At 67.4% G+C, this 13,367-nt stretch carries 14 protein-coding genes; 5 read left to right on the top strand and 9 right to left on the bottom strand.

All coding sequences use genetic code 11. The features are described 5' to 3' along the window. Positions 1 to 47 precede the first annotated feature (47 nt). From cbbX to FL625_RS10770, 5 genes are all read left to right on the top strand, one after another. On the top strand, positions 48 to 968 hold the full coding sequence (cbbX, locus tag FL625_RS10790; protein ID WP_149588678.1) for a CbbX protein: 921 nt from the start codon (positions 48 to 50) through the stop codon (positions 966 to 968). Beyond that, positions 965 to 1,657, top strand: a complete 693-nt coding sequence (rpe, locus tag FL625_RS10785) for a ribulose-phosphate 3-epimerase (protein WP_149588677.1) — start codon at positions 965 to 967, stop codon at positions 1,655 to 1,657. Before cbbX ends, rpe begins: the two co-directional genes overlap by 4 nt. Continuing rightward, complete coding sequence (locus FL625_RS10780; protein ID WP_200833932.1) at positions 1,650 to 2,369, top strand: HAD-IA family hydrolase; 720 nt, start codon at positions 1,650 to 1,652, stop codon at positions 2,367 to 2,369. The genes rpe and FL625_RS10780 overlap by 8 nt, the downstream gene beginning before the upstream one ends. Then, positions 2,366 to 3,061 (top strand): HAD-IA family hydrolase, encoded by a 696-nt coding sequence (locus FL625_RS10775; protein ID WP_149588675.1) that lies wholly within the window; start codon positions 2,366 to 2,368, stop codon positions 3,059 to 3,061. Before FL625_RS10780 ends, FL625_RS10775 begins: the two co-directional genes overlap by 4 nt. A gap of 99 nt (positions 3,062 to 3,160) precedes the next feature. Further along, positions 3,161 to 4,228 carry a YeeE/YedE family protein gene (locus FL625_RS10770; protein ID WP_149588674.1) on the top strand — a complete coding sequence of 356 codons (1,068 nt, stop codon included), beginning with the start codon at positions 3,161 to 3,163 and terminating at the stop codon, positions 4,226 to 4,228. Between the two features lie 19 nt (positions 4,229 to 4,247). Here FL625_RS10770 and FL625_RS10765 read toward each other — a convergent pair whose 3' ends face one another. From FL625_RS10765 to soxZ, 9 genes are all read right to left on the bottom strand, one after another. Then, on the bottom strand, positions 4,248 to 4,682 hold the full coding sequence (locus FL625_RS10765; protein WP_149588673.1) for a DUF302 domain-containing protein: 435 nt from the start codon (positions 4,680 to 4,682) through the stop codon (positions 4,248 to 4,250). Between the two features lie 28 nt (positions 4,683 to 4,710). Further along, positions 4,711 to 5,622 carry an MBL fold metallo-hydrolase gene (locus tag FL625_RS10760; RefSeq protein ID WP_149588672.1) on the bottom strand — a complete coding sequence of 304 codons (912 nt, stop codon included), beginning with the start codon at positions 5,620 to 5,622 and terminating at the stop codon, positions 4,711 to 4,713. Between the two features lie 62 nt (positions 5,623 to 5,684). Next, positions 5,685 to 6,947, bottom strand: coding sequence for an NAD(P)/FAD-dependent oxidoreductase (locus FL625_RS10755; RefSeq protein WP_149588671.1), 1,263 nt, complete (start codon positions 6,945 to 6,947; stop codon positions 5,685 to 5,687). A 52-nt stretch (positions 6,948 to 6,999) separates the two neighbouring features. Then, entirely contained in the window at positions 7,000 to 7,704 is a 705-nt protein-coding gene (locus FL625_RS10750) for a c-type cytochrome (protein ID WP_149588670.1), read from the bottom strand. A gap of 1 nt (position 7,705) precedes the next feature. Next, complete coding sequence (locus FL625_RS10745) at positions 7,706 to 9,070, bottom strand: c-type cytochrome (RefSeq protein ID WP_149588669.1); 1,365 nt, start codon at positions 9,068 to 9,070, stop codon at positions 7,706 to 7,708. Further along, complete coding sequence (gene soxC, locus FL625_RS10740) at positions 9,054 to 10,316, bottom strand: sulfite dehydrogenase (protein ID WP_149588668.1); 1,263 nt, start codon at positions 10,314 to 10,316, stop codon at positions 9,054 to 9,056. The genes FL625_RS10745 and soxC overlap by 17 nt, the downstream gene beginning before the upstream one ends. 17 nt (positions 10,317 to 10,333) lie before the next feature. Next, complete coding sequence (gene soxB / locus FL625_RS10735) at positions 10,334 to 12,025, bottom strand: thiosulfohydrolase SoxB (protein ID WP_149588771.1); 1,692 nt, start codon at positions 12,023 to 12,025, stop codon at positions 10,334 to 10,336. 114 nt (positions 12,026 to 12,139) lie between these two features. Next, positions 12,140 to 13,003, bottom strand: a complete 864-nt coding sequence (gene soxA, locus FL625_RS10730; RefSeq protein WP_149588667.1) for a sulfur oxidation c-type cytochrome SoxA — start codon at positions 13,001 to 13,003, stop codon at positions 12,140 to 12,142. A gap of 26 nt (positions 13,004 to 13,029) precedes the next feature. Continuing rightward, on the bottom strand, positions 13,030 to 13,359 hold the full coding sequence (gene soxZ / locus FL625_RS10725) for a thiosulfate oxidation carrier complex protein SoxZ (protein ID WP_149588666.1): 330 nt from the start codon (positions 13,357 to 13,359) through the stop codon (positions 13,030 to 13,032). Between the last annotated feature and the right edge of the window lie 8 nt (positions 13,360 to 13,367).

Below are 13,367 nucleotides of genomic sequence, written 5' to 3'. Positions count from 1 at the left end.
GTTCCGGGGCCGCGTCGCCACGCCGCAGAGGAAGGGAGGACGAAGGAATGAACGCCGAAACCCCGGCACCCCTGCCGCCGAAGGTCGATCTGCGGGCAGAATTCGAGGAAAGCGGCGTCAAGGCCGTGCTGGACGAGCTGGATGCCGAACTGGTGGGCCTGGCGCCGGTCAAGGCCCGCATCCGGGAAACGGCGGCGCTTCTGCTGGTGGAACGCGCGCGCAAGCGCTTCGGCCTGTCGACCGAGACGCCCACGCTGCACATGTCCTTCACCGGCAATCCCGGCACCGGCAAGACCACGGTCGCGCTGAAGATGGCGGGGTTGCTGCACCGGCTGGGCTATGTCCGCAAGGGCCATCTGGTCTCCGTCACCCGCGACGACCTTGTCGGCCAGTATATCGGCCATACCGCCCCCAAGACCAAGGAAGTGCTGAAGAAGGCCATGGGCGGCGTCCTGTTCATCGACGAGGCCTATTACCTTTACAAGCCCGACAACGAACGCGACTACGGCGCCGAGGCGATCGAGATCCTGCTGCAGGTGATGGAAAACAACCGCGACGACCTTGTCGTGATCCTTGCCGGCTATGCCGACCGGATGGAGAACTTCTTCCAGTCGAACCCCGGCTTCCGCAGCCGCATCGCGCATCATATCGAGTTTCCCGACTATTCCGACGAAGAGCTTGGCCGTATCGCCGAAGGCATGCTGGCGGCGCAGAACTACCAGCTGTCCCCCGGGGCAAGGGCGGCCATGGCCGAATACATCGCCGCCCGCCGCGCCCAGCCGCATTTCGCCAATGCCCGGTCGATCCGCAACGCCCTGGACCGGGCGCGGCTGCGCGCGGCGAACCGGCTGTTCTCGGCTGATGGCGCAGTGACGGTCGAGGCGCTCTCGACCATCGAGGAAGGGGATATCCGTGCCTCCCGCGTGTTCCTGGGCGGGCTGATGCATGAAAGGAAGGCTGCCGAATGAGCATGCGCCGCAAGATCAGGATCGCGCCGTCGATCCTTTCCGCCGACTTCGCCGACTTCGGGCGCGAGATCCGCGCGATCGAGGATCAGGGGGCGGACTGGGTGCATGTCGATGTGATGGACGGCCATTTCGTGCCGAACCTGACCTTCGGACCGCCCGCCGTCGCCGCCTTCCGCAAGCATGTCAGGACGGTGATGGACGTGCACCTGATGATCGCGCCGGTCGATCCCTGGATCGACGCCTATGCCAGGGCTGGCGCCGACATCCTGACCGCGCATGTCGAGGCCGGGCCGCATATCCACCGCACGCTGCAGGCCATCCGCGGCGCAGGCATGAAGGCGGGCGTGGCGTTGAACCCCGGCACTCCGGCCGAGGCGGTGGAGCATCTGCTGGACCTGACCGATCTGATCTGCGTGATGACCGTCAACCCCGGCTTCGGCGGGCAGAAGTTCATCGACATGTCGGCCAAGGTGCGCCGCTTGCGCGCCATGATCGGCGACCGGCCGGTGCATGTCGAGATCGACGGCGGGATGGACCCCGTGACCGCGCCGCTGATGGTGGCGGCGGGGGCCGATGTGCTGGTCGCCGGATCGGCGGTGTTCAAGGGCGGATCGGTGGACAACCCGGGCGTCTATGGCGCGAACATCCGCGCCATCCGCGCCGCGGCGGAAGGGGCGGCCGGTGCTTGAGGCGCTGATCTTCGATGTCGACGGCACCCTGTCGGAAACCGAGGAGCTGCATCGCCAGGCCTTCAACCAGACCTTCGCCGCCCGCGATCTGGATTGGCACTGGACGCGCGACGACTATCGCCGCCTGCTGACGACCACCGGCGGCAAGGAACGCATCGCTCGGCACATCGCCGAGCTGGGGGCCGATCCCGGCGCCTTCGACATTCCGGCCCTGCACCGCGACAAGACCGACCGCTACACCGCCCTGATGGCTGCGGGCGGCGCGACCTTGCGGCCCGGCATCGCGGAGCTGATCGCCTCGGCGCGCGCATCCGGCCTGCGGCTGGCCGTCGCCACCACGACCAGCCGCCCCAATGTCGAGGCGCTGACCCGCGCCACGTTCGGAAGGCCCGCAGAAGCGGTTTTCGACGTGTTGGCCTGCGGCGACGAAGTGCCGGCGAAGAAGCCAGCCCCGGATGTGTATCTTCTTGCGCTTCATCGGCTCGGCCTGCCGCCGGGCGCGGCACTTGCCTTGGAGGACAGCCGCAACGGCCTGCGCGCCGCGCGGGCCGCCGGGCTGGCTTGTGTCGTCTCGCCGTCGGTCTATACCGAGAGCGAGGATTTCGCCGGGGCCGCGGCAGTGCTGGACGACTTCACGGCAGTCGCCGATCTGAAAGCCCTTGCGCAGCTTCTGGCGGCGGAGCGCAGCAAAAGACGGGAGATGACGGGATGAGCAGCTTCGGTGCCTGGCCCCTTGCCGACCGGGCGGCCCCCGCCCTGATCTTCGATCTGGACGGCACGCTGATCGACAGCGCGCCGGCGATCCATGCCGTGTCGAACGCGGTTCTGGCCCGGCAGGGCTTTCCGGCGCTCGACCTCGACGAGGTTCGCAGCTTTGTCGGCAAGGGCGTGCCGCATCTGGTGCGCTGCCTGCTGCAACGCCACGGCCAGTACCCCGATGGCCCGCTTTATGCGACGGTGCATGACGACCTGATCCTGCGCTACGAGACCGAGGTCGAGGGGAACGCTGTCTATCCGGGAGTGCCGGAGGCGCTGCAACGTCTGGCGGCGATGGGTTGCCCGATGGCCGTTGCCACCAACAAGCCCCTGCGTCCGGCGCTGGCGGCGCTGCGGCATGTCGGGCTGGAGCATCTGTTCGGCACCATTCTGGGCGGCGACAGCCTGCCGACCCGCAAGCCGGACCCGGCCATGGTCCATGAGGCGGTGCGCCGACTGGACCGGGAGGACGTGCTCTACATCGGAGACAGCGAAGTGGACGCCGAGACCGCGCTGAACGCGGGACTGCCGTTCCTCCTGTTCACCGAGGGCTACCGCAAGACGCCGGTCAGCGAGCTGCGCCATGCCGCGGCCTTCGGGGATTTCAGCCAGTTGCCCGACATCGTGTTGCGTTGGACCTCGCACTAGACTCCGGCGCGCAAGGCGGCAGGGTTCGGGTCGATATCTGACCTGAATCAAGGACGCTGGATCCGCCTTCAGGCATGATCCCTGCCCGGAGGTGGACGCATGGACTTGGTTGCCCTTCTGGATGTCGTTGACGAGCCGGTGCTGGCGGCGCTGTTCGGCCTTCTGACCGGGGTCGTGTTCGGCGTGGCGGCGCAGCGGTCGCAGTTCTGTCTGCGCGCGGCCACGGTGGAGTTCGCGCGCGGCCGGCTCGGGCCGCGGGTGGCGGTCTGGCTCCTGGCCTTCTCGACCGCGGTGATCTGGGTGCAGGGGGCCGCGCTTCTGGACCTGTTCGAGGTCGGCGAGGCGCGGATGATGGCGGTGGCCGGTTCCTGGTCCGGTGCAATCATCGGCGGGCTGATGTTCGGCGCCGGAATGGTGCTGGCGCGGGGGTGCTCCGGACGGCTCCTGGTGCTGGCGGCGACGGGGAACCTGCGCTCGGTGGTGTCGGGTCTGATCTTCGCCGTGGTGGCGCAGATGTCGCTGCACGGCTGGCTTGCTCCGCTGCGCGGCTGGCTGGCGGGGCTCTGGGTCACGCCGGGGGGCGCGAACGTCAACCTTTTGACGGCGCTCGGCTTGCCCGATGCCGCGGGTCTGGTGCTGGGAATGGCCATCGCTGCCCTGGCTTTCGTGCTGGTGCGCCGCAACGGGCTGGGGCTTTCGACCATGGTTTTCGCCTCGGGCGTGGGCTTTGCCGTTGCGCTGGGCTGGGTGCTGACCTATTCCCTCGCGCAGGTCGCCTTCGAGCCGATGGCGGTGACCTCGGCCACCTTCTCGGGTCCCTCGGCCAACACGCTGATGTTCTTCCTGACCGAGAACCCGGTGCTCGACTTCGACATCGGTCTGGTGCCGGGGGTGTTCCTCGGCGCGCTGCTGGCTGCGGCCTGGGGGCGCGAGCTGAAGTTCCAGGGCTTCGAGGGCGAGGGCCAGATGCGCCGGTCGATGACCGGGGCGGCGCTGATGGGCTTCGGCGCGATGCTGGCCGGGGGTTGCGCGATCGGCGCGGGCGTAACTGGCGGGTCGATCTTCGTCGCAACCGCCTGGCTGGCGCTGTTCTGCATGTGGGTCGGCGCGGGCGTCACCGACTGGCTGGTCGATCAGGGCGGCGTCGGCCAGCGCGTCCCGGCCTGACCGCCCTGCTGCCCCGGCCCTACTGCCCGGTCGCCTCGCGTGCGATCTCGTCCAGAAGGCCCTGCACCTCCTGCATCGCGCCTTCGGGCAGATGGCGATAACCGACGGCGACCTGACCCTCGCGGTCGGTGACGAAGATGCCATAGGGGCAATGCGCGATGTTCATCGGATCGGCCTCCATCACCTTGCGCGACAGCACCGCCGAGCAGAACAGGAATACGTCCGCCTGGTCGTAGATCTTCACATCGCTGCCGACATCGGCGCCGGTCCGGTTCAGCATTTCGCCGACATGGCTGCGGTAGTCGATCACCAGCCCCCGGTCCACGATGGCCGATTCCACGGCGAAGGTGGCATCCTCGAAGCTGCCGTCGAAAGGATAGGTGGTGGCGTCCTGCGCGAGCGCCGTCTGGCTGGCAAGGGCGAAGACAAGGACGGTTGCGGCAAGTCTGCTCATGGCGGCACCTCTCTCTGCGGGCCGGGACTCAGGCCCCGGCGTTGTAACGATAGCCCTTTTCCGCCCGTTCGACACGGCCGATGCCGCCTTCGGGCAGGTGGTAGCCGATGATCGCATGGCCCTCGCTGGCCAGTCGGTCGAAAAGCGCGACCCGCGTCGCGGCGGCAAGATCGGGATCCTGGTCCGAGCCGCTGGGCCATTCGGGCCGCTCGAAGGCGACGTGATGGTTGCCGATGCAGTCGCCCAGCACCATCGCTGGGGTCGGACCGGCGATCTCGAAGGCCAGATGGCCCGGCGTGTGGCCTGGGGTCAGCCGGGCGATGACGCCGGGCACGGCCTCTTCCCCGTCGGCCAGAAGGCGCACGGTTTCCGCGATCGCCCCCAGACGCCGCGCGGCGCCCACGGCAAAGGTCGTCCGCGCCTCGCCGATGGCGGCCACGGTGTCGGGGTTCGTCCAGTAGTCGAATTCCGTCTGGCCGATCATGTGTTCGGCGTTCGGGAACACCGGCTCGTCGAACTCGTCCAGCAGGCCCCAGAGGTGATCGGGGTGGCCGTGGGTGAAAAGGACATGGGTGATGTCCTCGACCGTCAGACCGAGCGCCTCCAGCGCCTCCATCAGCTTGCCGGCCGAGGGCTGGAAATCCGGGCCCGCGCCGACATCGAACAGCACCGTGTTCGTGCCGTCGCGCAGCAGCGTCACGTTGCAGGGCGGGGTCAGCTGGTCGGTCGGCAGGCCGTATTTCGCGACGATGGCCTGCATCTCCTCCTGCGGCATGCCGCCGAGGATGAAGTTGCCCGGCAGCACCAGGTTGCCATCCGACAGCGTGTCGATCTGCACCTCGCCCAGCGTCAGGGTGCTGGCGGCCCAGAGCCGCCTTGCCCCCAGCGGCGCGGCAAGCGCGGCGGCGGTGAAGGTCAGGAGGTGGCGGCGTGTCAGCATGGGCAGGTCCTTGTGAAAGGGCGGGCGCCCCGTCGGGCGCCCGCCAGTCTGGGAGGAAGACTTCAGCCGAACATGTCGGCCGTGATCCCGGCATACCAGCCCAGGGATTCCTCGTAGGTCGCCTTGCGCAGTGCCGCGTCCTCTCCGGTCTCGGAGATGAAGCTTTCCACGCTGGCGATCTTTTCCGGCGTCGGTTCATAGGAGGCGCCGACCTTCACCCCGTCGTCCGGCGCGATCAGCGACCAGCAGGTGTTGGAATATTTGGCCGGGAAGGTCTTGGACCCCGTCAGTTCGCCCCGGATCGTCATGGCGGCGACCTTGGCCTGGCTGTTGGCCGAGAAGCCCGACTTGGGCATGTCGCCCTGCGCCGAGCTGTCGCCCAGCACCCAGACGTTCTCGTCTGCCTTGGCCTTCATCGTCGCCGGATCGACCGGCGCCCAGCCCGAGTCGTCGGTGACCCCGGCCAGCGCCGCGATCTTGCCGGCCATCTGGCCGGGGATCACGTTGCAGCAATCGACCTTGGTCACCTCGCCGTCGATCACGACCTCCATCGCGTCGGGGCGCACCTCGACCTTGCCGCCGCCGAAGTCGGGGCCGATCCATTCGACCATGCCGGCGTAATGCTTGTTCCAGCCTTCCTCGAACAGCGCCTGCTTGGAGAATTTCTCTTTCGGGTCGGCGACGATGATCTTGGCGGTCGGGTTCTTCTGTTTCAGCACATGGGCGATCATGCTGATGCGCTCATAGGGCCCCGGCGGGCAGCGGTAGGGGTTCGGGGGCGCGATCATGGCGAAGACGCCGCCTTCGGGCATTTCCTCGACCATCTTCTTCAGCAGCTGGGTCTGCGGCCCGGCCTTGTAGGCATGCGGCATCTTCTCGGCGGCGTCCAGCGACCAGCCGGGGACCGAGCCGTCCTTGAAGTCGATGCCGGGCGACAGGACCAGCCGGTCATAGGGCAGGACCTGCCCGCCGGCCAGCGTGACGGTCTTTGCCGCGCGGTCGACGCCGGTCGCCATGTCGTTGATCACGGTGACCCCGCCGCCGGCCAGCTTGTCGTAGTTGTGCTGCAGGCTTTCGAAGTCGCGGAAACCGCCGAGATAGAGGTTCGAGAAGAAGCAGGTCGTATAGACCGGGTTCGCCTCGACCAGAGTGACCTCGATCGCGCCGCCCGAGTCCTTGGCGAGATAGCGCGCGGCCGTGGCCCCGCCCGCCCCGCCGCCGATGACCACGACCTTCGGCTTGGCCTGGCCCCAGACGGTGGGTGCGGTCAGAAGGGCACTGGCGGCAATGCCGGTGCCGAGGAAATGGCGTCTGTTCAGGTGCATCGGGTTCTCCTCCCCTTGGGTTGCGTCTTCCCGCGCGGTTGACCCGCGCCTGTCATTGCAGCGTGGCGAAATAGGCGGCCAGCGCCGCGATCTCTTCGTCGTTCAGGCGGCCGGCCATCATCTGCATCACCGGATGCGGGCGCAGCTTCTGCTTGTAGGCGTGCATGGCGACCACGAAATCCTCGGCCGGCCAGCCGGTGATCGAGGGGATGCCCTGGTCGGACCCGTCGGCCTGGTGGCAGGTCTGGCATTCCGAGGCGAGGTATTCGCCATAGGCCGGGTCGCCCTGGATCGCGAGGATCTCGGGTGAGAGCGCCGGGTCGGTCTTGCGGGCGGTAGGTTCGGATTCAGGAATGTCCTGCGGCCGGTCGGAATAGGCGCGCAGATAGGCCATCAGGTCGGCGCGATCCGTCGCCTCGGCCATGCCGCGATAGTTCATCCGTGTGCCCGAGACAAGCGCCTTGGGATTGGCGATGTAGGCATCCAGCGTCTCGAGCGTCCAGACCAGGCCGTCGGCCCCCATACGGACGATGGATTTCGAGTAGTTGAAGTCGGCCAGACTGCCCGCCTGCCGGCCGAAGATCCCGGTCAGCCGGGGACCGACCCGGTTCTGCGCTTCCGGCCCGATCTGGTGGCAGGCGCTGCATTGCCGGGCAAAGAGCGTGGCCCCGCGTTCGGCGTCGCCGATCGCCTCGGCTGCCCCCGGCACGGGCCCGAGGGCAAGGCAGAGGGCAAGCGCGACAAGGCTCCTGCGCATGTTATTTCGCGAAGGTGGACAGATAGGCGATGACGGCGTCGCGCTCCTCGGGCTTCTTCAGGCCGGCGAAGGACATCTTCGTCCCCTTCACAAAACCTTTGGGGTTCTCGAGGAAGGCATGCAGCGAGGCATCGTCCCAGATGCCGCCCGCGGCGCCCATCTCGGCCAGAGTGTTGGAATATTTGAACCCCTCGACCTGACCCATCGGCGCGCCGACGATGCCGTTCAGCACCGGCCCGGTTCCGTTCTTCGCGCCCTCGCCGACCTTGTGGCAGGCGGAGCATTTCTTGAACACCGCCTCACCCGCGGCAACCAGCGCCGGATCGGCGCCGCCCGCCGCGACCGCCGGTTGAGCCTCCGGTTCGGCAGCGGCGGCCTCGGTGGCCGGTTCCGCCGCGGGCTCGGCCTGGGCGAACTCGGTCGCTGGGGCCTCGGCCGGTTCGGGGGCGGGCTCTGCCGTTGCCCCGGTCGAGGCCTGGGTGATCACCGGCAGCGTTCCGGCGGGCTTGCCGTCGGGATCGGTCGGGGTCACGTTCAGCTCGACCGCGCGCTTGGTCACCTTGGGCGGCTCGGTGCGGCAGTTCTCCATGCAGGGCTCGGCCGAGAACAGCGGATATTCCGTCTGCGGCCGGTCATCGACATAGAAGCCCTCGGCATTGGGCATCACGATCTCGGTGAAGTTCTCGTTCGACAGGACGAAGTCCTCCTCCACCAGCCCGTTGGAATACAGCAGGAAGGCGGTGATCGCGTAGGTGTCGTCCACCGACAGCGTCTGCGCCGCGCCAAAGGGCATCGAGCGGTGGACGTAGTCGAAGACGGTGGACAGGTGGGGCCAGTAGCTGCCGATGGTCTTGACCGGGCGGGGATCCTTCAGGCTGCCCGCGCCGCCGGCCAGCACGGGCCAGCTGTCCAGACCCTCGGCGAAATCGCCGTGGCAGGAGGCGCAGTTGTCGCCGAAGACCTGCTCGCCCGTCTCGACATCGCCCGACCCGACCGGAAGGCCCTGACCGTCGGGCAGGACGGCCACGTCCCAGGCCTCGACCTCTTCGGGCAGGGCGGGACGGCCGAGGCCCAGCGGCTTGCCCATGGCCGGAGCCGCCGCCTGCGTTTCAGCCGAGGCCGGCGCCGGCATGGTTTCCGCCGAGGCCGCCCCGTAAGGCGCCGGTTCGGCGGGTGCCGCTGCCACGGCTTCGACCGGCGCCTCTGCTGCCGGTTCAGGCGCGGCAGTGGCAGTGACAGCCGGCGCGGGAGCCGGGGCGACCTGCTCCCTGGGGCCGGTCGTGGCAAAGAGGACGGTGGCGATGGTCGCGGCGGTGGCCCAGCCGGTGACCAGAAGGATCGTCGGGAATTCAGGCGATTTCGACATTCTCGACCTCTCCGTCGGCGCGCACCCACCAGACCTGGATGCCGTTGTTGTGGTAGACGTTGTTCAGCCCGCGAATGTCGCGCAGGGCCTGCTTGGTGGGCTGGACATAGCCCGTCTCGTCGATGGCGCGGGACATGATGAACATCTCCTGCCCGTCCCAGGTCATGTCGTAGTGGAACCGGGTCAGCGCCTTGGGCCGCGCCTCGCCGGTGATGCGGGCCGGCACCCAGGTGTTGCCGCCGTCCACCGAGACATCGACGCGGGTGATCCGGCCATGCCCCGACCAGGCCAGCCCGGTGATGACCAGCGGCCCCTTGCCATGCCGGATCGGCGCCTGCGGCGAGGGCGAGGTGATGACCGATTTCGCATCCATCACCCAGGTCCATTTCCGCGCCCGGCCGTCCGGCATCAGGTCGGTGTATTTCGAGGTCTCCTCGCGGCTTTCCACCGCCTGGTCATAGACTCCGATCCGGCGCAGCCACTTGACCCACATGTTGCCTTCCCAGCCCGGCACCACCAGCCGGACGGGATAGCCGTGTTCCTTGCGCAGCGCCTCGCCGTTGGCGAAGAAGGCGACCATCACGTCGTCCAGCGCCTTTTCCATCGGGATCGAGCGGCCGTTGGACGAGGCATCGGCGCCTTCGACATAGACCCACTTGCCTTCGGGCTTCACCCCCGCCTCGGCCAGCAGGTCGCGCAGCATGACCCCGGTGTATTCCATGTTGTGGATCATGCCTTGCGTGAACTGGCAGCCCTCCAGCTGCGCGCCGCCCCATTCCATGCCGCCGTTGGCCGCGCATTCGCAGAAGGCGATGGCGATATGGCGCGGAAAGCGCATCAGGTCGTCGTAGGTGAACACCAGTTCACGATCGACCAGCCCGTTGATCATGAGCCGGTAGTCCTGCTTGGACAGTTCGATCGCGCCGGAATGGTGCCGCTCGAAGGCGCAGCCCTGCGGCGTGATCGTGCCTTCCAGCGCATGGATCGGCGTGAAGTTGATCGAACTGACCGGGCTTTCGGTCAGCCATTCCACATTGCGCCGCACCACATGGCTTTCGAAATGGATCGGCATGCCATAGGGCGTGGCGTCCACCGGATCGCCGAAGGCCGAGGCCCAGGGCTGGACCTCGGTGATCAGCGGGTCGGGCGCGGTCTGGGCGCTGGCGGCTGTGGCCACAAGCCCTGCTCCGGCGGCGGCGGTGCCGGCCAGGAAGGCGCGGCGGCTGGTTGCAGGTTCGTCGGTCATCTGGCGAACTCTCCTGTTCAGATTCCGGTCACGGAGACCGAGGGGTTGGGCTCGAGCCGGACGGTGCCCAGCTTGCGGATATGCGCTTCCACCACGTCCCAGATCTGCGGCCCTTCGGTGCCTTCGTTCACGCTGGCCCAGCCGCCCACGGTGTAGGACCTGGCGGGGTCGATCGTCTCGCCCGTGTCGAGAAGCACCATGTCGCTGATCCGTTCGCCGATGGGTTTCGACACGTCGCAGGCAAAGCCCATGCCGCCCACGCGCACCATGTCGCCGCCCTGCTGGTAATAGGGATCGGGGTTGAAGATGTTGTCGGCCACGTCCTCGAGCACGGTCTTGAGCGTCTCGCCCGTCATCTCGGTCCGGTAGACCTGGCCGTAGGTCATGCTGGTGACGTTGTGGATGTCCTCGCGGGTGATCGGATCGCCCGGCAGCAGCGAGGCGCCCCAGCGCACGCCTGGCGACAGCGCGATCTGCACGTCGCGCTCGGCCCGGATGGCGTTGCAGATCAGGTCGTCCCAGGTGCCCTGGAAATTGCCGCGCCGGTAGAGCAGGCTTTCGGTCTGGCCGACGACCTCTTCCAGGTCTGCCTTGAAGGGCGCGCGCTCGCTCTCGATCAGCGCGGCCATCTCCGGGTCGGGAGTGATGACATCCGAGAAGATCGGGATCAGCTTGTGGCGGAAGCCCATCATCTTGCCGTCCCGCACGTCCAGATCGACGCGGGAGACGAACTTGCCGTGGCTTCCGCTGGCGATCAGGATCGTCTGGCCGACCAGCACCGGCTCGGGGATCGCGTCATGGGTGTGGCCGGTCAGGATCACGTCGATGCCCTGGACGCGGGACGCCATCTTCTTGTCCACGTCGAAGCCGTTGTGCGACAGGACGACGACCAGATCCACACCCTCGGCGCGAACCTCGTCCACCACCTCCTGCATCCGTTCCTCGCGGATGCCGAAGCTGTATTCGGGGAACATCCAGCGCGGGTTGGCGATGGGCATGTAGGGGAAGGCCTGGCCGATCACGGCGACGCGCAGACCTGCCTTGTCGAAGATCTTGTAGGGTTCGAAGGCGGGTTCGTCCCATTCGGCATCGAAGATGTTGGCGCCGAGGAAGGGGAAGGGCAGGCTTTCGACGATCTCCTGCACCCGGGCGGTGCCGAAGGTCCATTCCCAGTGGCTGGTCATCGCCTCGACCCCCAGCGCGTTCATCACGTTGACGACGTCCTGCCCCTTGGTCAGGTAGCTGGTCATCGAGCCGTGCCAGGTGTCGCCGCCGTCCAGAAGCAGGCTGTCGGGCCGCGCGGCGCGGATCGCCTTGACCACGGTCGCCACCCGGTCCATGCCGCCCATCCGGCCGTAGGTGCGGCCAAGCGCGGCGAAGTCCTCGTAGGTCAGCGCATAGGCCTCGGGGCTGCCGGGCGCGATCTTGAACATCTCCTGGAAGGCCTTGCCCACCACATGCGGCGGCTGGCCCTTCGCCTCGCCCACGCCGATGTTCCATTCCGGCTCGCGGAACCAGATCGGCTTCATCTGCGCATGGAGGTCGGTGATGTGGATCAGCGTCAGGTTGCCGAAATCGTCGAACTGCAACAGCTGGTCCTGCGTCAGGGCCTGCTGCGCGGCCAGACGCGACCAGTTGCCGAAGCCCGAAATCCCGTAGATCGCCGAGGCGGCGAGGGATGCCTGAAGAAACTCGCGCCGGGTAATCATCCCGTTCACTCTCCTTCGGATAGCCCTTCCCGGTCGCGCAGGCGCGTCAGGCGGGCCGTCCCGTCATTTCCGTTGTGAGGGGCGGCCGACCGATGGATCGGCCACCCGGATGGTCTAGTGCCGCACCGCGACGCCTTCGACCGAAAGTCCGTTCCCGCGCGAGGCGACGAAGAGTTCCAGCGCCTTGAACTCGTCCGAGTTGGGCTTGAACGTCTCGGCCCGGGTGTCGCGCACGCAGCCGACAAAGCGCTGCTGGGCGGACAGGATCCCCGCATCCTTCAGCCGGTAGGTCGGGAAGCCGTTGATCTGGCCCTGGCTGAGGTGGTCGGCGCGGATGAACATGCCCTGGTTGTCCTCGTGGCAGGAGGCGCAGGACATCTCCAGCTGGCCGAAGCGGGTGTAGTAAAGTTCCTTGCCCTTTTCCCAGAACGGGGCGGCGGGACCGTCGATGGCGACGTTGACGATCATCCCGCGCGACTGCATCGAGATCAGCGCCAGCATGTCCTTCATCTCGTTGCCGGTCCAGTTCCAGGACTCCAGCCCCATGCGCTCGGTCACGCATTCGTCGATGTAGTTCTCGACCGTCATCAGCGCGCCGGTCTTTTCGTCCACGCGCGGCGTCACCGCGCGCAGGCCGGCCATGCTTTCCGGGCCCTGGTGGCAGCCGGCGCAGCTTTCGCCGTTCTTGCCGATGGGCGAGTTCCACAGATCCAGGCCCCGATCCACATAGACCATGCCGGGATTGTCGAAATCGTCGCGCTCCAGATCGCGGGTCTCGTCCTCGCGGTAGAGCCAGCCGGAATAGATGGTATCCATCTTGTCCTTCAGGAACTCCGGCGCGGGGGCCTTGGTGACGATCTCGATCGGCCCGTTCTCGCTGTCGATGACCAGCGTGTCCTCGACCGGATCGGCAAGGGCCGCGCCGGAAAGGGCGAGGCCGCAGGCAAGTGCGGCAATGGCTGTTGTGGTGCGGTGCATGGCTTTCTCCTCCCCTGTGCCGACCGCTAGCCGATCGCGATCGGCTTGACGTCCTCGTAGACCGAGCCGTCGTCGTCGTACCAGGTGAATTTGAACTCGCCGGCTGCGTCCACCCTGGCATCGAACTCGAAATAGGGGTTGGTCGACACGGCCGGGTCGATGGCGACGTCGATCACGTTGACCCCGTTCAGGTCGCAGGTGAAGCGGTTGATGATCTTGCGGGGGATCAGGTTGCCGTCCTTGTCCTTGCGCTGACCGGATTCCATGCTGTGCGAGATCAGCGCCTTGATGGTGACCACCTCTCCCGCGGCGGCGGACTTGGGAACTTTCACCCGGGGTTTGACTTCTTCGACCATGGTGTCTC

It is taken from the genome of Tabrizicola flagellatus, assembly GCF_008271465.1.
In the GTDB taxonomy this organism is placed as follows: domain Bacteria; phylum Pseudomonadota; class Alphaproteobacteria; order Rhodobacterales; family Rhodobacteraceae; genus Tabrizicola; species Tabrizicola flagellata.
The sequence above is the reverse complement of the archived record's forward strand: the minus strand, read 5'-3'. Positions and strand labels throughout refer to the sequence as shown.